Raw genomic sequence first — 20,713 nt, forward strand, 5'->3', positions numbered from 1 at the left:
CCAGAGGTGAGGAGACATGCCTGAACTACCAGAGGTAGAAACGGTAAAACGTACATTAATTCAGCTGATCGGCGGCAAGACCATTCAATCGGTCAAGGTAAAGTTGCCTAGAATTATACAGCGGCCGGCGGAGCCCGAAGCATTTGAGCGGGCGCTTGTCGGACGCACCGTGCAGACGGTGGAGCGCAGAGGGAAGTTTTTGCGCATCGTGCTCGACGGTTTGATATTGGTATCGCATTTGCGCATGGAGGGCCGTTATGGTCTGTTCGAAGCGGACGAGCCTGTAGAAAATCATACCCATGTGCTGTTCCGCTTCGAAGACGGCACCGAATTGCGGTACAAGGATGTCAGACAATTCGGCACGATGCATCTGTTCTCGCCGGGCGAGGAGTTCCTGCTGCCGCCGCTTAACAAACTGGGATTGGAGCCGCTGGAGCCCGGGTTTACATTGTCTGCGCTTCGCGAACGCCTTCAAAAGCGCGCAACGAGGATCAAACCGCTGCTGCTTAACCAGGAGCTGATCGTCGGACTTGGCAATATCTATGTCGACGAAGCGCTGTTTCAGGCCCGCATTCACCCGGAACGGGAGCCGTCCAGTTTGAGCGGACCGGAATGGAAGCGATTGTATGCGGCCATTATCGAGACATTGTCCCGCGCAGTGGAGGCGGGCGGCTCTTCCGTCAAGTCCTATGTGAACGGTCAAGGCGAGATGGGGATGTTCCAGCATCAGTTGCTTGTCTATGGCCGCAAGGACGAGCCTTGTCCGAACTGTGCTAGACAGATCACCAAATTCGTGGTCGGCGGGCGCGGAACGCATATTTGCGAACGATGCCAGCCGCTGAAGTCCAAGGTGAACTCGCCTTCACCTGCACGTTAGGAAAACGTCTTTGTGCACCGCAGCGCACTCCCCGCATATGATGATGGTGTTACGAACGATAGGCGAATGCCCTTCTAACCCATCATGTCGTTAGTCGGCATTCGCTGATTGCGGGGAGGAGCCTGAAGTTGATTGCACATCTGTTATCCTTGGTTCTGCTGGCCTTTGCCGTCAGCTTGGACGGCTTCGGCGTCGGCGTGACGTACGGGCTGAGGAAGATTCGAATTCCGATTCTGTCGGTGTTGATCATCGCTTGCTGCTCGGGGCTGATTATAGGGTTGTCCATGCAGGCGGGGGGCTGGCTGAGCGGCTTTGTCTCGGAATACGTCGCCAGGGTCGTCGGAGCTTCCATCCTTATCGTGATCGGATGCTTCGCTCTCGTGCAGCTGTGGCGAGGCAAACATCAGCCGGATTCGGTTGATGATCATGGGCCGGTAGTAGCCGCTGTTGGCATTAGCGACGGCCGTCTTGCTTCGGCGGGCGGGGAAGACGCCGCCATGCAGATGTTTAAGCTGGAGCTCAAGAGGCTCGGCCTCGTTATCCAGATTCTGCGCACGCCGCAGGCGGCGGACGTCGACCGCTCCGGCATCATCTCCGCTTCCGAGGCGGTTATGTTGGGAGTCGCCTTGTCGCTTGACGCGTTCGGCGCGGGACTTGGAGCGGCGCTGCTCGGCTTGCCTGCTCTCTTGACTGCCATCGTCATTGCGGTGTCCAGCGCGATCTTTCTCGTGTGCGGCACGCAGCTCGGCTTGCGATTCGCTTCGAAGCGGGGGATGGGCGCTTTATCGGTTGTACCGGGGATCATGTTGATCATAATGGGGCTTTTCAAATTGTTCTAAATCGTTACGAGTGCGAGGTGAGACCATGATTATCGGATTGACCGGCGGCATCGCAAGCGGGAAAAGCACCGTCTCCCGGCTGCTTGTCGAACGCGGCGCCGCTTTGGTTGATGCCGACGCGGTCGCCAGGGAAGTCGTCCAGCCGGGGGAAGCCGCGCTGGACGAAATCGCGGTCCTGTTCGGACAAGCCGTCATTCAGGAAGATGGCTCGCTTAACCGGAAGGCGCTAGGCGACATCGTGTTTGGCGATAAAGATAAGCTTAAGATGCTGGAGAGTATTACGCATCCCGCCATTAGGCGGCGCATGCAGGAGAAGATACATAAACTATCGGCAGAGAATCCACGTCGGCTGATCGTTGCCGATATACCGCTCCTCTACGAGACGGGGCAGGTTCAGCTGTATGATGGGGTTATGGTCGTCTATGTTCCAGCGGATGTGCAAGTGCATCGTCTAGCGGAACGTAACGGCATGTCCAAGGAGGAGGCGGAGCAAAGAGTTTCGCTGCAGATGGACATTGAGGAGAAGCGCAAACTGGCGGACTGGGTAATCGACAATAGCGGCACGATAGAAAATACGGCGCGGCAGATCGACGACTTATGGAAGCAGCAGGACTGGCAGCCATGAAGAAAAAACGAATACGAGTAAAAAAGAGATTTTATCTGATCCTGCTGGTGGCGCTGATCGCTTTCCTGTTTTTGAAGTCGGACTGGATGGCGAGATGGATGTATCCCGTTCATTATAAGGACGATATACGGGCCAGCGCCGAAAATTATGATTTGGAACCGCATTTGATCGCGGCTATTATTCGTTCCGAATCCAATTACGAGACGGGCAGGGAATCCAGAAAAGGCGCGCTGGGTCTTATGCAGCTAATGCCGACAACGGCACATTGGGTCGTGGAGAAAGCTGGATTCGATGCCGTCAACGACGATGTGCTGCGGCATAGGGCCGATGTGAGCATCGAGGTAGGCTCCTGGTATCTCGGCTGGCTCCACCATCAATTTGATCACAACGCCATAGCAGCCGTGGCGGCATACAATGCCGGTCAAGGCAATGTCAACAAGTGGCTGGACAGCGGCAAATGGGACGGGGAGCTGGATTCCGTAAGCGAGATTCCTTTTGGCGAGACCAGACACTATGTACAACGAGTTTTTTATTATTATAATAAGTACAAGGATTTATATCCGGAATTTTGAGCATCCTGATCATTGAACATAAACAGAGAAGCCTTGAAGGGCTCGCCTCTTCGGGACAAGCACCTTCAAGACCTCTGTTATACATACGAGCCTAATAAATCAACATTAACGTTGGCCTGCTTGGCCAGCCAGAGATTGCTCAGCGATTTGGACCAGGCGTTTCGTGATGTAACCCCCGATGGAGCCTGTGTCTCTCGTCGCCATGTTGCCGTAGTAGCCGTCTTGCGGAATCGCGATGCCCAGCTCTTGAGCGACCTCGAATTTCATTTGGTCCAGAGCGGCTGTCGCTTGTGGTACTAACAGGTTGTTGCTGCTGCTGTTGTTCGAGCTCATTGATGTTCACCTCCTTGCGGTTGGTAACTGTATTATGTGCGTTATTCCAAATATCATTACAGGAAAGGTATGCCAAAAAAAGGTTGTTCAAAAAATCCGAAAAACAAACTTTTTGAACACGTATTTTGAATATTAAAATTTAGAAAGGAGGCGCCAAGCCTATGAAATGCCCGTATTGCGATTATGCCGGAACAAAGGTGCTGGACTCGCGACCTGCCAACGAAAACAAGTCGATTCGCCGCCGCCGCGAGTGCGAGAAGTGCAGTCGCAGGTTCACAACGTTCGAGATGATTGAGGAGACTCCGCTTATCGTCATCAAGAAAGACGGAAGCCGCGAAGAATTTAGCCGCGACAAAATATTGCGCGGGTTAATTCGCGCTTGCGAGAAGCGGCCCGTGTCCGTCGAACGGCTCGAGGTCATCGTCTCCGAGGTAGAGAAGGAGCTGCGGACGACGGCGGTCGCCGAAGTCGACAGCAGCGATATCGGCACCATTGTGATGAGCCAGCTGTATCCCGTGGACGAGGTGGCGTACGTTCGCTTTGCTTCCGTCTATCGCCAGTTCAAGGATATCGACATGTTCATGAAGGAACTGAACAGTCTATTGTCTAAACATCCTTTGACCGGCGGAGACCGGTCGTAATTACCCGATTCGACATATGCGAGAATGAAATCCGTTCCCTTTGGGGAGCGGATTTTTTTGTTACAGGACGATTACAAAGTTTTCATGCAAACAGCATACATTTTACATTGAATTTACACTCCGCATATACGCGCTTTAAAAAAGCTCTCTATAATTCAGTTTGTAGCCAACAAATATAAAGGTGGAGGAATGAAACCAATGAAAAAGATCCAACAGAAAAAAATGTTCTCGGGGGCAATTCTTACAGTAGTAACATCGGCCATGATCGTAACGGGTTGCGGCGGCAACAATACGAATAATTCGGGCGGCGCGGCGACAAACGCACCTACCAATGCTCCGACGGAAGCGGCTTCGCCATCCCCTGAAACAAAGGTTAGCGGGTCTGTAACGGTAGCGGGCTCCACGTCCGTACAACCACTTGCGGAAGAGCTTGGAACAGCATATATGGGTACAAACGGCGATGCACGGATCGAAGTATCCGGCGGCGGATCCGGCGCAGGCGTAAAAGCAGCACAAGCCGGAACAGCCGATATCGGCATGGCTTCCAGAGCCATTAAAGACGATGAGACTGGCATCGAGCCAATTGTTATCGCAATCGACGGTATCGCGGTTGTAGCCAACTCCGCTAACGAAGTAGAAAACCTGACCGTTGATCAAGTTAAAGGAATCTTCTCCGGTCAAATCAAAAACTGGAGCGAAGTTGGCGGCAAAGACGGCAACATCGTCGTTATCAACCGTGAAGAAGGATCCGGCACGCGCGACGCTTTCGGCGAGATCGTGCTTGGCGAAGAGCCTTTCGTAGCTGAAGCGATCATCCAGAACTCGACTGGCGCAGTTCGCGAAGCGGTAAGCCAAGACGCTAACGCAATTGGCTACATCTCCACTGGCGGCCTGAACGATTCCGTTAAAGCCGTTAAAGTCGATGAGCACGAGCCGACTGAAGAAAACATCAAATCCGGCCTTTATCCGATCCAACGTCCATTTAACTTCCTGGTTGGCGATTCCAAAGATGCTAGCGCAGTAGCCCAAGCTTTCATCGACTATGTTCTCAGCGACGCAGGACAGGCGATCGTAGCAGAAAACGGTTATGTAACCGTAAAATAAGTATCCAATATGCAAGAATGGCAATCGCGAGGATAGCAGATCATGCGCTATCCTTCGCGCTTGTTATGGAGATTGACTGATTTTGACCGCTGGACGTGGGGGGATTGTCGTTGAGTAGGATCCTGGAAGAGAAAATTGTTAAAACCTTGTTGTTCATAACAGCCATTACGGCCGTATTTAGCGTATTGTTAATCGGTGTGTTCATCTTTATCGAAGGTTTGCCCATCTTTTTCAAGTATGGCATTGTCGATGTATTATTCGGAACGGTGTGGAACCCTACGAATCAGGTGTATGGCATCTGGCCGATGATCGTAGGTACGATTTACGTAACTTTCGTGGCTATTCTGATCGGCGCCCCGATGGGCGTGGGAGTAGCTGTCTATCTTGTGGAAATTGCTCATCAACGAATATCCCGGATTATTATTCCCGCTGTTGAACTGCTGGCTGGAATTCCATCCGTTGTATACGGCTTGTTCGGAATGTTCGCCGTCCGCGGCGTCATTTCGAGTCTTGAGCGGGGGCCCCTTGCGGAATATTTGCCAGCCAACTACCAGACGGGCTACTCGATCTTGACGGCCGCCATCATACTCGCCGTTATGATTTTGCCAACCATTATCAATATCTCGTTGGACGCCCTTAAGGCAGTTCCGCGCGAGTACAAGGAAGGCTCCTTGGCGCTTGGCGTATCCCACTGGCAAACGATCTACAAAGTGCTTGTACCCGCTGCGAAATCCGGCATTATTACTGCAGTCATACTAGGTGTTGGACGCGCGCTCGGCGAGACGATGGCCGTCATTATGGTTATCGGCAATACGCCGCTAGTACCTGCAATGGACTGGACGGGATTGTTCGCGCCTGCGAGATCCATGACCGCGAACATCGCTCTTGAGATGGGTTATGCAGGACCGGAGCATCAACAAGCTCTGTTTGCCACAGGTATCGTATTGTTTATGTTCATCATCGTATTAAACTCCGTCACGACACTGCTGGTACGCCGGAAAGCGAGGAAGTAAAAACTATGAACAATGTAGTCAGAAACCAAAAAATCGCTTTTGCTTGCCTTAGCGGACTCGGCTTATTGACGGTGTTGGTGCTAATCTTCATTATCGGATACATTCTGAGTCAAGGCGTCTCCATGATCAACTATGAATTCCTGACTTCGAATCCTCGCAAAATGGGTTCGGAGGGCGGTATATTCCCAGCCATTGTAGGTACCTTGTATCTGGTCGGGACCACGATGATCATTGCTACTCCTATCGGTGTAGGGGCGGCGATCTACTTGAACGAGTACACGGCACGCGGCAAACTTACTTCCATGATCCGCTTCGCTACGGAAGCTCTCGCAGGTATTCCTTCAATCGTCTTCGGCTTGTTCGGTTTTGCGTTCTTCGTTATCTTGCTTGAGCCGATCACCGGTGGTTGGTCGATTCTGTCGGCTTCGTTGACTGGTGTGACCATGGTATTGCCTACCATCGTTCGTACGTCCGAGGAAGCGCTGAAGGCTGTACCGGACACGCTTCGTGAAGGCAGTCTCGCTCTTGGCACGACCAAGTGGCAGACGATCAAAAGTTTGATTCTGCCAACCGCAATGCCAGGTATCATTACAGGTTTGATCCTGTCGATCGGACGCGTTGTCGGCGAGACGGCGGCATTCCTTTTGACGCTGGGCGGCACGCTTCTAATCCCGAATTCCTTGCTGGACGGAAGCCGAACGTTGTCCTTGCATCTCTACATGGTGGCCATGGAGACGGGAGCCATGGATATGGCATTCGGAACGGCAGCCGTGTTGATCGTGCTGATTCTTATCATCAATTTGACGGCAACCTGGTTATTCCGCAGATTGATCAAGCGGTTCTCGTAGAACTCGTAGAACAATACAGACTAGAAGGGAAGGATTTACGTGGCTACCACTCAAATAAAATCCATTAGCGGCGCAGTGCCGGCCGGCAATACAGTCGAGACCGGAAATTCCGCTCCGCAAATCGTAGCTCAAGACCTGGATTTGTTCTACGGCGAGTTCCAGGCGCTGCACAAAATCAATCTCGATATCTCGGAGAAACAAATTACGGCCCTTATCGGTCCATCGGGCTGCGGTAAATCCACATTCTTACGTACGCTTAACCGTATGAACGACCTTGTAAAGGGCGTATCCATCAAGGGCGAGGTTCGTATCGGCAACGAAAACATCTACGACAAGTCGGTTAACGTCGTCGAGCTGCGCAAAAAAGTCGGTATGGTGTTCCAGAAGCCGAATCCGTTCCCGATGAGCATCTACGACAACATTGCTTACGGTCCAAGAGCTCACGGCATCAAGAAAAAAGCTCAGCTCAACGAAATCGTGGAACGCAGCTTAACGCAAGCCGCGCTCTGGAACGAAGTCAAGGATCGTCTGCATTCCTCCGCAATGGGATTGTCCGGCGGTCAGCAACAACGTCTCTGTATCGCTCGCGTGCTCGCTGTTGAGCCGGAGATCGTACTTATGGACGAACCGACATCCGCGCTTGATCCGCTCGCGACGCTAAAAGTGGAAGAGCTGGTCAACGAACTGAAGCAATCCTATACGATTGTTATCGTAACGCATAACATGCAGCAGGCTGCCCGGATCTCAGATATCACATCGTTTTTCCTTAACGGCAAAATCATCGAAACCGACGTAACAAGCAAAGTGTTTACAAACCCCTCCAACAAACAAACCGAGGACTACATCACGGGCAAGTTCGGTTAATTGTCCGTCAGCCATCCCCATATAAGGCCGGCCCTTATCCCCAAAGGACGAGGGCTAATTGCCTTGTAAGGGGAGTAAACTGCGATGTGCGGAATGGAATACAAAAAAGAATTGACAGAATTTCCTGCTGTATGGTAAGATCTTTCTTGTCGCCACAATAACACGGGGCCTTAGCTCAGCTGGGAGAGCGCATCGCTGGCAGCGATGAGGTCAGGGGTTCGATCCCCCTAGGCTCCATAAAGAAAAAAGCCTTTAAACACAAGGATTTCCGAGTGTTTGAAGGCTTTTTTCTATGCCTAGATAATGATGATTTGAAGACGTGGTCACACGTTTGGTCACACTAACCTATTTTTTTTGATGATTTTCATCTTTTGTGAAGAAAGTGGGACTCCGATCAGACGATTGTATTTCTCGATCATAAATAATCGCCCTGTCCTCTTTTGAAGGCAGGGCGATTTACTTTGACTCCGTTCTGAATGCTTCGATGAAAGGCGGTCAGTAAGTTGAGAGCTAATTATTGAATCGTCATTAACGATTCAGTATCAAATTATAACGGGTTGCTCGTGTCGGCAGTAATTAAAAAATCTTTCTCTTTGCTCTCAAGTTGCGAGCCGAAAATCATGTTGCCATACTGCTGTGCCGTTTCCTTATGAACGGATGGTAAAACATGGGAATACGTATCGAGGGTCACTCGAATATCAGAATGCCCAAGAATTTCCTTTACAATTTTGGGGTTTATGTTACTGCTGAGCATTAACGTGGCCACAGTATGGCGAAGATCATGAAAGCGAATTTTAGGGACTTTCGCTTTCTTCATCAAATCATAGAACGTCCGAAGCAAGTTCCGTGGATTTACAGGAGTGCCTAGCTTCGTACACACAATCAAATCATAGTCCTTATAATACGAACCAGCGGATTTTCTATGTTTATCGATTTTCTTTCGGTGTTCCTTTAAGCTATCCAATGTTCGTGCAATTAATGTAATGGTTCGGGTGCTGCTTTTCGTCTTTAGCCCTTTTTTCAACCGCAATAGACGAATTTTATCTCCAATTATTTGTACTGTATTCAAATCTTATCACCTCTATCAAAAGGATAAACTTTCCTTATCGGTGTTTCAATATTGTATAAGCGGTAAATAAGTGGGTATGAATATGATTTACCGCGTATGTCATTTAATAAAATGGTTAGATGTACGATTCCCCCTTTTCTTTCAAATAAAAAAGACGCCTTCTACGAGGCAACAGCTAGATTACATGAGAAAGAATGCTTGATCTCATGAATCTTTACTGTTGTCTTGTGTCTGCGTCTTAAATGTCGATTATTATTGGCAGCTAATGCAAAAATATTAGCTATTTTTGCGGCTGGGCAGATTGTTCTGCCGATTATTAGTTACTGATTAAAACCAACTTCATCTACAATCATACTTGTTCTTAGGAAGACAAGCAAGCTGTTAGAAAAAACCTCAATCATATCAAACCTTGTTCTCGAAGACTTACATAACGGTGACTTCCAATAATAATATGGTCTAGGACTTCTATGCCCACCAAATCCCCTGAGCTGACTAGCCGTTTCGTCAATTCGATATCCTCTGGACTAGGAGTCGGGTCTCCGCTCGGATGATTGTGAGCGCAAATAATAGAGGCACTACATCTTTTTATAGCGGCGTGGAATACCTCTCTTGGATGGACGATAGCTGCGTTAAGACTCCCAATGGAAATGACCTCCTTGAAGATTACTTTATTTTTGGTGTTAAGAAATAAACATGTAAAATGCTCTTTGTTTAAATGTCTAAATTCAGGTTCAAGCAGATCAAACACATCTTTTGGGCTACGAATAGTAGATCGATTTTGTGCTGGGATAGTAAGAGCATTAGTCAGTTTTAACACGGCAGTGAGCTGGCGAGCCTTACACAGACCTATCCCCTTTATTCTGATTAACTGCTGTTCAGATACGTTCATTAATTCTGTCGTTGTCGGGAACTGCTCAAATAGCTGCTGAATAAGATAGCTGTCTGGACGCTCCCTTAGAGATTCTGAAATCAACCTTTTCAGTTCCTCATTGCGATAATTGTTCATTAAATACTCCTCCTGAATTTTAGTTGAGAAATACAAAATGCCGAACACGTTTGATCGTGTCCGGCACATGCATGATCAGCCTCTCGCGAGGACTACCTATCATGCCTAGGTATCAGGGGAATAATATAGAATTAAAGTTTAGCATTTAACTAGTAACCTAAAGTTATTCTAACGAGGGGTGTATTAATTTGACCTATTGTCGGTTATTGGAAAATGATGTATGCTCATGTAGAGGAGGGGTAATAATGAGACAATCAACGGCAATAACACAGTTTATTATGGAAATAGCTTTTTTGTTGGATAAAGGAGTTAAGTATTCTTTAGAAGAGGTTAATCGTCATATTGAAGATAAGAATGTGATAGAGTGGTTAGAAAAGGAGCATCCTTTTGGGACGGATATTGGTTTAGATTTTAGTATGTTTGAACATGATGACAGAAAATTTATACACGATGGATTGGAGTCTTACTGGGGTGGGTACGCAGGAAGGGAACGAAGAAAATGGGGAATTACTGATAACGGTCTTTGTATCCTAATTTGTTGGTCAACCGAAATGACCAGAGATTTGTTAGGTAGAAGTTAATCGTTCGGTACAAAATTCTGTTGCTGGCTGACAGGGGCAGGATGCCTCTATACAGGACAGTTATCCATGCTATGTGCAGAGCCCGTTGCCTTGTCTATAATTGCAGGATTAACGCTGATTAGATTCTTCAGCCTTAAGTTGATTTCTGTCCCAAACAAGGAGGGGATGCGTATGAATACTAAGCTCTTTTTGTCGTCATTGCTTGAGACTTTATGGGCTATGGTGGTCAGCGCAACTGCAGGAGCTGTCCTGTCCCTGTGAGTCAGCAACTTCGATCTCTTTTTCATAATTAACACTTAATGCAAAAAACGGCATCTATGCCGTTTTTTGCATTGATTAAAATATCGGAAGGAAGAATTGGATTGAACAAAAAGGTAGGACGAAATGACCCATGTCCATGTGGTAGCGGAATTAAATATAAAAAATGTTGCTTAGATAAACACGATGATGAGGAATTTTCAAATCCAGTTAATTTTTTAAAGAATTATAAAACTGTAAGAAAAGAAGCAAGAATTAAACAATGCCTACATCCAGACGGCGTATCTTGCTCAGAGAAAATTATCGGCGCTCATTCTATACAGAACAATAAATTACTGAAACGTCTATCGAGCAATGGAGATGTTTATATGCCCTGTCCAAAAGCAGATAATCCTTTCGCTGCGATGACAAAATGGGGACGTAAAGAAGCAACAGTGTTTACTGGGTTTTGCGGTCATCATGACAAGACGGTTTTCCAGCCAATTGAAGACGGTCTTTTTGATAAGAGTGAATTACATGTTTTCTTATATACATATCGATGTTTTGCTGTTGAATATCACAAAAAGCAAGAAGTTGTTAATATGCAAAAAAGCATTTTTAAACGTAAGCCTTCTATATTAGGTATGCCTGATAATCCATTTGGTGGTATGGAAATGGCTATTGATGATTTTCAACCAGTAAAGCAAGCATTTGATAATGTTTTGCTTACTGGTGAATATGGCGTTTTATCAAGTGTAATATGGGAATTCCCCAGCACCATAAATTTTGCAGCTACAGGCTTTGAAGCACCCAGTACAGATCTGCGGGGTAAGAAAATACAAAATCTTTTGGACAAAACAACACCCGTGAAGCATATTTTTATTTCTGTCTTTTCTGAAGAGGACAAGACGTACTGCATCATTTCCTGGCTCAATAGTAATGATGACCTCTTTTATGAGTACCGTCAACAACTCGAAGGTTTGAACATTCAACAGAGAAAAAACTATATAAATAATACACTTCCCATCATCAGTGAGAATATTGCAATAAATCCAGAGTCATGGGATACGTGGGATCAATCTAAAAAAGATGAATTTGGTGCTCTTATATGGGGGATATCGGAAATAGCTGAGTTAGACGGACATGTCTATAATCGATTGGAAGCCCCCTCATTTGATCTGTTCGAGCTATAATTTTCACTTAATCCGCAAACCTAAGACTGGAGGTTGATTTCTAGAATATGCAATATACTGTTTTCTTTTCATGGCAAGCAGACTTGCCAAATAACAAAAATAGGAGCTTTATTGAGAGTTGCTTATTAAAGTCTATTGAAAACCTAAAAAAAGATGTTAACTACACTTTAGAGTTAAATATAGATAGAGACACCCAATCGACACTTGGAACACCAGATATTACTGAGTCAATTTTCAAAAAGATTGATCAATGTAGCTTTTTTATTGCAGACGTTAGCATTATTAATGGAACTTCAAGAAAATATAAAAAAACACCTAATCCCAATGTATTAATTGAGCTAGGTTATGCCGCAAAGAAGTTAGGTTGGGAAAAAGTTATTTGTGTCTTTAATTCCGAATTTGGCAAAATCAATGATTTACCTTTTGATCTTAGAAATCGGCGCATTCTTACTTATGAATTTAATCCGGATAATAAGCCTGAGGTAAAGAAGAATATTGAAAGGACATTCCACGGAGCTTTAATAGAAAATTACAAAAGGACAGTTTTTGCTAATGAGTTACTAGACTACTTTAATTCCGATATATATTTAAGTTTGTTTGGTTTAATAGTTGATTTTTCTAAAATGATGTTTGGATATGAGAACAACAACTCATCTATTGAGAATATAAAGCAAGTTTTGAATATGACAGATTCTGAGGTAGAAGAATCTCTAACTCGTTCAATATTTATAGGGTTTCAATTATTTAAATCTTATGATGAGTGCATAAATAAACTTTCAAAACAGCTTGAGAAGATTGTCTCATTAAGAAATTTTGATGATGACTACTATGTACCATTAGTAAGGTTGATAACTATCTTAAGAATATATGATAAGGAACTAAATAGACGTGGCGACATCTCAAGACTGAACAGCCTTCAGCAGGTTAACAATAATTATAGAGTGATTCCTAAGAATCAGAGCAAAGAATTATCTAATCGTATTATTCTTTTAAAACTTATTGATAATGATAAGGGTGAGGGAGTTGTAGTAGACTTCGGTGATATTCACAGAAAAGATCATATTGAAAATCTGACACATGAATTCACATTGACTCCTGAATCTTTACGATTTTATAAGGGTTTTGTTATTGAGACACTTACAGAAATTAATGCTTGGATAGATAATAATCATGGTGAGTTTTTTATTGATAATTCAAGATTAGAGATAAGCTTGAGAGAACATGCTCCTAACCAAGCTAGCATCAATAAAACTTGATAATCTAAGGGTAACGGCGAACTCGAACGTAGAGACACAAAATGCAAAAAAATCCTTGTCCTCCTGCTATTCAATTAACATACAACTTCCTTCTCTTTATCAACTGCTGCTGCTTAGTAAGAAATGATGAATACAACTTGGGTTTGGAATTGAAGAAACTTTTTCTCTAAAAATAGTAGGATTTCTGAAAAACTCAGCATTTTTAAACATAATTGAGAGGTGTTATATGATTAGTGAAGAACAAAAAAAGTTTGAAAATGATATAGATTCTTATATGAGCAATAAAAATATATTTAGAAATAGATTATCATATTTGATCCAAGGTATTTTAATTAAATTTGAAAAAAGATTTGATGACGTTTCACGAAAAATAACAGCTGAGACCGAGATACATCATGAGTTAGATATACTTGATACTTCTTTAAAACTGACATTTCAGCATTGTAGTGATTCCTGTAGAAAAGACTCTAATTTACTGAAAAAATTGGATAAATATTTCGAAGATGTAAAAACGTATAATCACATCAGAGATTATTATATCCTAAGCTGTAATGGAAAAGCTGAATTCCTAAAAAAAGAAAATCGCGTTCAATTCAATTATAATCAAACTTTTTTTGCAGTAGAGGCTTTAAATCTATATAACAAACTTAATCGAAATCAAAATAATAACAAAAATCTTTCTGAAAGTTTGAACTTTAGAAAAGGTGATGAAGGACCGCCTAAGGATGTATACAAATATCTTCGCCATTCTTATTTTAGAAAGGTTCGAGAATTTGACAATACAATTGAATTTAAAAATTACAGTTTAGAAGATTTCTATGATGTATATCTAAGTATATATACGTATGTATTACTAAATAGACAATTGAATCAATATAATAACGAATATAATCCTTTGTACATTGATTGTGAAAAAACATTTGAGAAAATTAATACATTAACGAATATACCAGTGGAAAAAATCAGGATTATTGTGAAAGATTTGACATTTAATCCAGGACAAAAACTTGATTTAATTTGCACTCCATTAATTGAAATATTGGATATCAATAATAAAAAGAGCTATATTACTTCATATGGATTATTTTTATATAGTAATATTGAGAGGAATGCATTTGTTTTATTAGACAATAAGTATAAAATTAGCGACAAAAGTTTTAAAGAAAAGTCGCTCAATAACGAACTTGTTGAAATGCTAAAATCCTATAAAAATATTAGTTATAAATTTAACATAAAAATCCCCAAAGAAAATTCAAATGAAAACTTGACAGACATAGATATGGTTTTATACGACAGCGAAAGCAATTCAATCATAGTTTCTGAACTAAAAAATTTTTTGCGAGCAGATACAATTGCAGAACATCTAAATGTACAAGGGCGTAAAAATGAAGAAGGTTTAAACAAAGGTTTTTCTCAGATTTCTAAGATCAAAGATTATTATTATAGTAATCCTAATGAATTATTAAAAAAATATTTTGGATTTAAAGATATACCAGATAACTTAACTATATGCTTTACGGTGATTTCAAAAAACAATTTAGGTTCACGTATTTATGAAGATATAAAAATTTTAGATACAATCAATTTTGAGAATTTACTAAAAAGACATAAAGGAAAGTTGCTTAATCTAATCCAAGAAATAAATTCAGATGCATTACTTCCTAAACTAAATGATGATTATTGGTGTGAAGAACAAGTAGTAGATTTTGCAGGATATAAAATTACATATCCCTTTTTAAAATTAAAACACAAGCATTTTGTATAGTACAAAAAAAGTAACCTTTGAAACCCGAATCTAGTAACCGCCGAGTCACGGCTTGACTTGGAGCCTCTTGGCGGGTTCGACCTACGCGCGATGGGAGGCAATGCAATGGCGATGCAAGCCGCGTTGCCTGACGCTGGAATATCGCGGAGGGCCTATGGTCACACTTTTGGTCACACTTTTTCTTTTCGGTGCGCCGCGGCGCACTCGAACATAGAGATGGAAAAGCAGGAGAAAGTCTTGTACTACAAGGCTTTCCTCAGCATTCCCCCTAACGTACAAAACCCCATCTCTCCACTGGCAGCGATGAGGTCAGGGGTTCGATCCCCCTAGGCTCCACCAATCACAAACGTCAACACGCCGATTCAGGCGTGTTTTTTTGTGTTTGGTGGAGCCCATAGGGGGCGAACCCCGGGGTTCAGTCCGCGCGGACGGAGCGAATGCGGAGGAGCACGGCGTCTGAATCTACCGCTAAAAGTCCTCGTCGAGTTGGCTTCGTCAGCCATTAGATCAGGATTCGGACATCCCATGATGATACAGCGAGGTAGGACGAGCTGTGTCCCCTAGGCTCCATAATGCATCAATAACCGATCCAAAGGGACGGCTTTTTGCGGTTTGAGCCCCAAAGGTGGCGAACCCCGGGGGTCAGTCCTCGCGGACGGAGTGGATGAAAAGAGAGCTTAAGTGACGTCACGGAGGAGCGCGGCATCGAAATCTACCGCTGCGATCTGCTACGCCGAATCCGCTTCGTCAGCCAATTGAAGCAGGATTTCGTTATCCCACTTTGCTCCTTCATACGTAGTCACTTTACAGCATTAAAGAAGGTGTTTCGTTAATTGATATAACTTCATCGCATTCAGTTTGTTAAGTGTGGGAAGCGAGAGGTCGACAGCTTTAGTCCGGTCCCAGGCAATTAGAGGCTGTGATGGAGGATGATCCATGAGCTTGATAATCGGTTGAATACTTTTATCCACCGGTTGAGCAAAAAGCTTTCCCATGATGCGCATAATAGATTTAAACGGCTGAGCTAGATGATTCGTACCACTGTTTGTATATCCGGGATGATTTAGAATGAAGCGTGTTTTCGCGTTCTTATTGTTCTCTGCGTAGGCGACCCCAAGCAGGTCGTTTGCTCGCCCTCCTTGCAGAGTAGCCTTCAGCAACCCGTACTTGTTCTGAAGATTAAGGTCATCCCAATGAATTTCCCCCTTTGTCATTCCGGTACCGCCGATGCTTACAATAACAGGATTTTTCCCCTTCTCCAGCAAATCCGTCAAACCGTAGCTCAGAATAAACCGGCTAATATAGTAGAGAGCAAACGTACTCTCAAATCCATCCAGCGTTAATTTGCGTTTAGGGAATTGCTGCATCGCTGTGAGTACCAATCCGTCTATCGACTCATGTCGTGCTTGAACCTCTTGAATGACACGGCGATTTTCCGACAAAGATAACAGATCAGCTCGAATAAAGGAGGCGCGGTTAGCAGCACCCAAACTTGCTGCCTCATCTAGAAATTCTTTTCCCCTGAGACGGTTGCTCCCGGTAACGGTCACTTTGCTTCCCTGGCGCAAATAGTGAATCGCTAACCCTTTGCCCATTCCGGAAGTTCCACCCGCTATGAATAAGTTTTTCATTCTTCCAACTCCCTTGCATATAAATTAAAACTACAGATGTTGACTAGACGACAACTGTCAATTAGTATAATAATATTAATGTTCAAAGGTGATCAATAAGCAGAGTTTCGGATCTGTTGTGTAAACAACAATTTGCTTCAATTGTAGTTTTTTTTCAAAAAAGATTGTGGTACAAGGAGAGGATGAAGTTTGAGTTTAGCTAATCCTAATGACCCTCGAGCAAAGCGAACGAAAAATTATATACAAAATGCATTCGCTGATTTACTCACGGAAAAGGACTTTGAAGCTATATCTATTCAAGATATTATGGATCGGGCAGGATTGAATCGTGCAACCTTTTATAATCACTACCAGGATAAATATGAATTGCTAGAGTTGACCATGAAGGAAGCATTTACAGATACATTATCCGCTTGGATTCCCTCGGGTACAGTAATGCAGGGCCCGGAATTGTTGCGAAGGTTAATGATGGCTGTTTGTGAATGGCAGATTGAAACGACGAAGCGGCTAAACTCACGGCGAACCCTATCGCATGCGATGGAGGAAGAGGCCAAACAACAACTATATAATGTTATTGTCTCGTGCATAGCACATATAAAAGACATTCCGGTGCATGAACTGAGAAGATTGGAGAGGCTTGCAACGATGATCAGTTGGTCGATTTACGGTGTGGTTCTGAAATGGAGTCATTCGCAGGAGGAATCAGCTGAAGACTTTATTGAACAAGTGCTGCCTTTTCTAATAACCAACTTACGTACGCTTGATTTCATGAATGGAGAGTAGCAGGTGGACGCTTGCGCCTGCGGAATACGAGCTAGGCTCCACCAAACACAAACATCAACACGCCAAGTTTGGCGTGTTTTTTTGTGTTTGGTGGAGCCCATAGGGGGCGAACCCCGGGGTTCAGTCCGCGCGGACGGAGTGGATGAGTTAACTTCACTGAATCTGTCTCACGGAGGAGCACGGCCTCTGAATCTACCGCTAAAGGTCCACGTCGAGTCGGCTTCGTCATCCTATAATGAGGATTCGGACATGCCTAGGCTCCCAGCTCAACGTCATCCATTTACCAACGAATTGTCGTTGCTATTCAGAGGTACGTGCTTGTTCCCTTACCTTGATTAGGGCGAATACGTCATCCATGTCGAGGTAAAACATAATGCTTTCGCTCGTTACCGGCTGGAAGTGGAATTCTAGCTTATCCTTCCCGAACTGCCTCTCTAACTCCGACCACTGCTCCGTTGACAATAAAAGAAAGGCTAACGTGTCGTTGCCTAGAGACTCCATAAACCATCGAATCTGATATCGGGGAGCGATCATCTCCTGCATGGCCCGAATGGCGCTGTCCCGATCAGTCCGATCATCGGCGAACGGAATCGTCAGCTTGCGATCGCCCGAACTTAACACGATATCGACTCCTCTCGGTTTGTCGATTTCGATCATTTCGTACTTGATTTGATGAGATTCCGGCAGTTGATCGTTAAAGTATTTAATGACGTCCTCTTCGTATTCCCTCCAGTCAATCCAGATTAACGACTCGTTTTCGAAGAACTGCTCCACGACGGCTTCATCGGACGAATGCTGCAAGACATGAACAATCGGTTGAAGCGTGCTCATAATAATCCCATCCTTTTTATTATGGATATTAGTTTTCAGGCAATGGCTGTGATTGCTTGTTGTTCGCCTGGATGCGATATCCAGCCCCTGTTTATTACCTTCCAAAAGTCGAAAGCAAACTAGGCCATACCTGCATTCTGGCGCCGCATGAAGGACAATTCATTTCCCCGGCCAAATACGGCAATTGGTTCAAAAAAGAGGAATCGCCCAGCTGATCGGCTCGCTCGGCCAGTATTTGAAGTTCCGCTTCAACGAATGCCTCAACGGGAGTAACCTCATGTGCCGCCTGAAGGGGTTCGAATACCGGATCTTCCGCGAATGCTTGTATACGACCGCCTTCTCCGCTCGGCCACAAGTAAGCCTCTTGATCGCATGCTCCGCAAACGGCCACATATTCGTCGCCAGCCGTAAAATTCAGAAACATGTTTGCCACGCTCTGGGATTCCCGATAAGCCGCGTCGGCAATGAGAACATATCTTTTTTCGGTATCGCTGCTTATTTCTTGTTTGGCGTAGGCCAACATCTCTGGTACCAGCGAAGCAAGCTCCGTTATCGCTTTTAAGTAAGATTGGTACATCTCCGCGCAAACCTCGGTTCCCGCTTCAGCAGCGAGTTCGGTCCAATCCGAGGGATACGGCTCTGATCTTGTTTTGTCATGACACGACTCGATAATCCCGCAAGTGACGTAGATTTCATGGCGAACTTCCTTGTTTTTTGATGCAAGAGCAAGTTTGGCCAGATAAGGTACTGCCGCGTAAGTGACGGTATAGATCGTATTTTGGTGATACAAGTGCTCCTGGAATAGCTCTTCGAAAACTTCTTTATCGAAATCAAGCATCAGACGCTCCAACAATTCAGGTACCTGTTCGCCCGACTCGTAAGGACCGGTAAGCTTGCCCCACAGCTCGCTGTTTAATTGTAACAAGAGGAATCACTCCCATCCCTTATTCAAGTGGATACTTTTTCTATATTATCCTATAAGATCGGCGGGTCATCAACTCGAATAGATTGACTTTTGTAGTCATTGGCTTTATGATGATTACAAATGTTAGTTATCACTAACTAACAAAATGACGTCCGCAAACTAAGCAGAGGGAGGTACATACTTGGTGAACACGCCGACCATGGACAATAAAAGTAAATTGATGTTGGCGGCCATCGATTTAATGGCTGAAAAAGGATACAAAGGGGTATCGACTAAAGAAATCGCTGCAGCGGCAGGTGTCAGCGAAATGACCTTGTTCCGCAATTTCGGGAGCAAGCTGAATCTGCTTGAGCAAGCAGTTGATCGTTATCATTACTCGGTTGAAATGGAAAATCTCTTTAAAGAAAATATGAAGTGGGATTTGAAAGAAGACTTGCTTACGATTTGCCGTATGTACCATGAAATCATGCATCGTAACCGTAAATTGTTTATCATCGTCTTGGGTGACAACGAACTGGCTGGCATCCGAGAGAAGGCTGAGAGGCATCCGCGCAAATTGCTGGAGTTATTAACGGATTATTTTAATGAGATGCAGAGTAAAAACAAAATGATATCTACGGATGCGGAAACCCAGGCGATCACGTTTATGTGGCTTAATTACGGTGCTTTCATGTCGCAGCTGTTCGGTCCGACTATGACTAAAGTTACGCTGCAAAGTTTTATGAATTCGAGTATCGAGCTATTTGTGAGGGCTTTAACCCCATAATTTTTTTTGATCATTGAGTTAGTTAGTACTAACAATCTTAATGGGCGAGGTGTTAGGGATTGAATAAAACCGAAAACGTCAGATTGGTTGGGCAAACCGCATCTGCTGGCTTTCAAATCGGGGTTCGGAGGACGTTGCCGATTTCGCCGGAACAGGCATGGGCATTTCTTACCTCCTCTGAAGGTTTGAAATTATGGATTGGAACCGTTTCGTTCCGTAAATTGAAGGAGGGGGAGACCTTCACATCCGATGAGGGAATTACAGGGCAATTCAGAGTGGTTAAACCGCCTAGACAAATTCGCTTAAAGTGGGGAAAGATCGGATGGGACAAACCATCCACGCTGCAAATCCGATTGATATCCGATAAGCCTGACAGAACAACGATCAGCTTTCATCAAGAGAACCTGGATCATCCGGGTATACGGGAACAAATGAAGCTTCATTGGGAAGACGTGCTAACTGCGGTCAGGGAAAAAACAAGTTATTCACTTAATCATAATGAGGAGATGAATACCTATGAATAAGTTCAGCCATATTGATCTTCGTGTAAATAATATGGAAAACGTTCTGCCTTTTTATGAAAAGCTTCTGCCTGAATTGGGATTTACCCGAACCTATCACAGCGCTAATTGGAAAGTGTTTGCCGCTGATGGAGAACTTCCGAGCGTTCCTTATTTCGCTATTACCGAGGAAGCGGACCATAAACCGAACGGGAATTTGATAGGCTTCTGGGCGAAAGATCGGGCAGAAGTGGATCGTATCGCTAAGTTGGTTAAAGAATTTGGGGGGAACATAAGCGGCGGTCCTCAACTATTCCCGATTAGCCCGACCTATTACGCCGTATACTTTGCAGATCCTTGCGGAAATAAATATGAAATGGTTCATCGCTTAAATTAGATCCAATCCAGGAAAGCCACTTCTACTGAAATGGCTTTTTTCTTTTTCACTACACCG

23 protein-coding genes and 1 tRNA gene are annotated in these 20,713 nt (G+C 44.5%); 18 read left to right on the plus strand and 6 right to left on the minus strand.

Going from position 1 to position 20,713, the window contains the following annotated elements:
- Window positions 1-16: 16 nt before the first annotated feature.
- The 4 genes from mutM to B1748_RS10795 all read left to right on the plus strand — a co-directional run bounded on the left by mutM (window position 17) and on the right by B1748_RS10795 (window position 2,913).
- Complete coding sequence (gene mutM / locus B1748_RS10780) at window positions 17-877, plus strand: DNA-formamidopyrimidine glycosylase (protein WP_087567911.1); 861 nt, start codon at window positions 17-19, stop codon at window positions 875-877.
- A gap of 128 nt (window positions 878-1,005) precedes the next feature.
- The gene (locus B1748_RS10785; protein WP_087567912.1) at window positions 1,006-1,716 is read left to right on the plus strand and encodes an MntP/YtaF family protein; all 711 of its coding nucleotides are present in this window, start codon (window positions 1,006-1,008) and stop codon (window positions 1,714-1,716) included.
- A gap of 25 nt (window positions 1,717-1,741) precedes the next feature.
- Window positions 1,742-2,341 (plus strand): dephospho-CoA kinase, encoded by a 600-nt coding sequence (coaE, locus tag B1748_RS10790; protein ID WP_087567913.1) that lies wholly within the window; start codon window positions 1,742-1,744, stop codon window positions 2,339-2,341.
- Window positions 2,338-2,913, plus strand: a complete 576-nt coding sequence (locus B1748_RS10795) for a lytic transglycosylase domain-containing protein (RefSeq protein WP_087567914.1) — start codon at window positions 2,338-2,340, stop codon at window positions 2,911-2,913. Before coaE ends, B1748_RS10795 begins: the two co-directional genes overlap by 4 nt.
- 105 nt (window positions 2,914-3,018) lie before the next feature.
- On the opposite strand, the gene B1748_RS10800 is transcribed toward B1748_RS10795, so the two are convergent.
- Window positions 3,019-3,246: an alpha/beta-type small acid-soluble spore protein gene (locus tag B1748_RS10800; RefSeq protein ID WP_087567915.1), complete on the minus strand. Its 228-nt coding sequence runs from the start codon at window positions 3,244-3,246 to the stop codon at window positions 3,019-3,021.
- A 161-nt stretch (window positions 3,247-3,407) separates the two neighbouring features.
- Between B1748_RS10800 and nrdR the strand changes: the two genes are divergently transcribed.
- The 6 genes from nrdR to B1748_RS10830 all read left to right on the plus strand — a co-directional run bounded on the left by nrdR (window position 3,408) and on the right by B1748_RS10830 (window position 7,953).
- Window positions 3,408-3,887 (plus strand): transcriptional regulator NrdR, encoded by a 480-nt coding sequence (gene nrdR, locus B1748_RS10805; protein WP_087567916.1) that lies wholly within the window; start codon window positions 3,408-3,410, stop codon window positions 3,885-3,887.
- Window positions 3,888-4,085: 198 nt separating this feature from the next.
- On the plus strand, window positions 4,086-4,991 hold the full coding sequence (locus tag B1748_RS10810) for a phosphate ABC transporter substrate-binding protein (RefSeq protein WP_087567917.1): 906 nt from the start codon (window positions 4,086-4,088) through the stop codon (window positions 4,989-4,991).
- Between the two features lie 110 nt (window positions 4,992-5,101).
- Window positions 5,102-6,004 (plus strand): phosphate ABC transporter permease subunit PstC, encoded by a 903-nt coding sequence (gene pstC, locus B1748_RS10815; protein ID WP_256975616.1) that lies wholly within the window; start codon window positions 5,102-5,104, stop codon window positions 6,002-6,004.
- Window positions 6,005-6,009: 5 nt separating this feature from the next.
- On the plus strand, window positions 6,010-6,852 hold the full coding sequence (gene pstA / locus B1748_RS10820; RefSeq protein WP_087567919.1) for a phosphate ABC transporter permease PstA: 843 nt from the start codon (window positions 6,010-6,012) through the stop codon (window positions 6,850-6,852).
- A gap of 75 nt (window positions 6,853-6,927) precedes the next feature.
- Entirely contained in the window at window positions 6,928-7,716 is a 789-nt protein-coding gene (gene pstB / locus B1748_RS10825) for a phosphate ABC transporter ATP-binding protein PstB (protein WP_087568079.1), read from the plus strand.
- Window positions 7,717-7,880: 164 nt separating this feature from the next.
- A tRNA-Ala gene (locus B1748_RS10830) sits at window positions 7,881-7,953 on the plus strand.
- A gap of 310 nt (window positions 7,954-8,263) precedes the next feature.
- On the opposite strand, the gene B1748_RS10835 is transcribed toward B1748_RS10830, so the two are convergent.
- Window positions 8,264-8,785 carry a site-specific integrase gene (locus tag B1748_RS10835; protein ID WP_087567920.1) on the minus strand — a complete coding sequence of 174 codons (522 nt, stop codon included), beginning with the start codon at window positions 8,783-8,785 and terminating at the stop codon, window positions 8,264-8,266.
- A 397-nt stretch (window positions 8,786-9,182) separates the two neighbouring features.
- The gene (radC, locus tag B1748_RS10840) at window positions 9,183-9,791 is read right to left on the minus strand and encodes a RadC family protein (protein WP_087567921.1); all 609 of its coding nucleotides are present in this window, start codon (window positions 9,789-9,791) and stop codon (window positions 9,183-9,185) included.
- 245 nt (window positions 9,792-10,036) lie between these two features.
- Here radC and B1748_RS10845 point away from each other — a divergent pair, with 245 nt between their 5' ends.
- The 4 genes from B1748_RS10845 (at window position 10,037) to B1748_RS10860 (ending at window position 14,823) form a co-directional block, all read left to right on the plus strand.
- Window positions 10,037-10,372 (plus strand): hypothetical protein, encoded by a 336-nt coding sequence (locus B1748_RS10845; protein ID WP_087567922.1) that lies wholly within the window; start codon window positions 10,037-10,039, stop codon window positions 10,370-10,372.
- A gap of 362 nt (window positions 10,373-10,734) precedes the next feature.
- Window positions 10,735-11,802 (plus strand): YecA family protein, encoded by a 1,068-nt coding sequence (locus tag B1748_RS10850; protein ID WP_087567923.1) that lies wholly within the window; start codon window positions 10,735-10,737, stop codon window positions 11,800-11,802.
- Between the two features lie 47 nt (window positions 11,803-11,849).
- Complete coding sequence (locus B1748_RS10855; protein ID WP_087567924.1) at window positions 11,850-13,058, plus strand: TIR domain-containing protein; 1,209 nt, start codon at window positions 11,850-11,852, stop codon at window positions 13,056-13,058.
- 226 nt (window positions 13,059-13,284) lie between these two features.
- Window positions 13,285-14,823 carry a hypothetical protein gene (locus B1748_RS10860; protein ID WP_087567925.1) on the plus strand — a complete coding sequence of 513 codons (1,539 nt, stop codon included), beginning with the start codon at window positions 13,285-13,287 and terminating at the stop codon, window positions 14,821-14,823.
- An 812-nt stretch (window positions 14,824-15,635) separates the two neighbouring features.
- Here the strand turns inward: B1748_RS10860 and B1748_RS10870 are convergent.
- Window positions 15,636-16,454, minus strand: coding sequence for an SDR family NAD(P)-dependent oxidoreductase (locus tag B1748_RS10870; protein WP_087567927.1), 819 nt, complete (start codon window positions 16,452-16,454; stop codon window positions 15,636-15,638).
- Window positions 16,455-16,643: 189 nt separating this feature from the next.
- Here B1748_RS10870 and B1748_RS10875 point away from each other — a divergent pair, with 189 nt between their 5' ends.
- Window positions 16,644-17,237, plus strand: coding sequence for a TetR family transcriptional regulator (locus B1748_RS10875; protein WP_087567928.1), 594 nt, complete (start codon window positions 16,644-16,646; stop codon window positions 17,235-17,237).
- 300 nt (window positions 17,238-17,537) lie between these two features.
- On the opposite strand, the gene B1748_RS10880 is transcribed toward B1748_RS10875, so the two are convergent.
- Both B1748_RS10880 and B1748_RS10885 read right to left on the minus strand, forming a co-directional pair.
- Window positions 17,538-18,068, minus strand: coding sequence for a glutathione reductase (locus B1748_RS10880; RefSeq protein ID WP_087567929.1), 531 nt, complete (start codon window positions 18,066-18,068; stop codon window positions 17,538-17,540).
- Between the two features lie 94 nt (window positions 18,069-18,162).
- A complete protein-coding gene (locus B1748_RS10885) occupies window positions 18,163-18,993 on the minus strand; it encodes a hypothetical protein (RefSeq protein ID WP_087567930.1) in 831 nt (276 codons plus the stop codon).
- Between the two features lie 199 nt (window positions 18,994-19,192).
- Between B1748_RS10885 and B1748_RS10890 the strand changes: the two genes are divergently transcribed.
- The 3 genes from B1748_RS10890 to B1748_RS10900 are packed head-to-tail and all read left to right on the plus strand — an operon-like array spanning window position 19,193 to window position 20,656.
- Window positions 19,193-19,759, plus strand: coding sequence for a TetR/AcrR family transcriptional regulator (locus tag B1748_RS10890; protein ID WP_087568080.1), 567 nt, complete (start codon window positions 19,193-19,195; stop codon window positions 19,757-19,759).
- Between the two features lie 59 nt (window positions 19,760-19,818).
- A complete protein-coding gene (locus B1748_RS10895; protein ID WP_256975619.1) occupies window positions 19,819-20,283 on the plus strand; it encodes an SRPBCC family protein in 465 nt (154 codons plus the stop codon).
- Window positions 20,276-20,656: a VOC family protein gene (locus B1748_RS10900; RefSeq protein WP_087567931.1), complete on the plus strand. Its 381-nt coding sequence runs from the start codon at window positions 20,276-20,278 to the stop codon at window positions 20,654-20,656. The genes B1748_RS10895 and B1748_RS10900 overlap by 8 nt, the downstream gene beginning before the upstream one ends.
- Window positions 20,657-20,713 lie beyond the last annotated feature (57 nt).

This window comes from Paenibacillus sp. MY03, from assembly GCF_002165585.1.
Lineage (GTDB): Bacteria > Bacillota > Bacilli > Paenibacillales > Paenibacillaceae > Pristimantibacillus > Pristimantibacillus agaridevorans.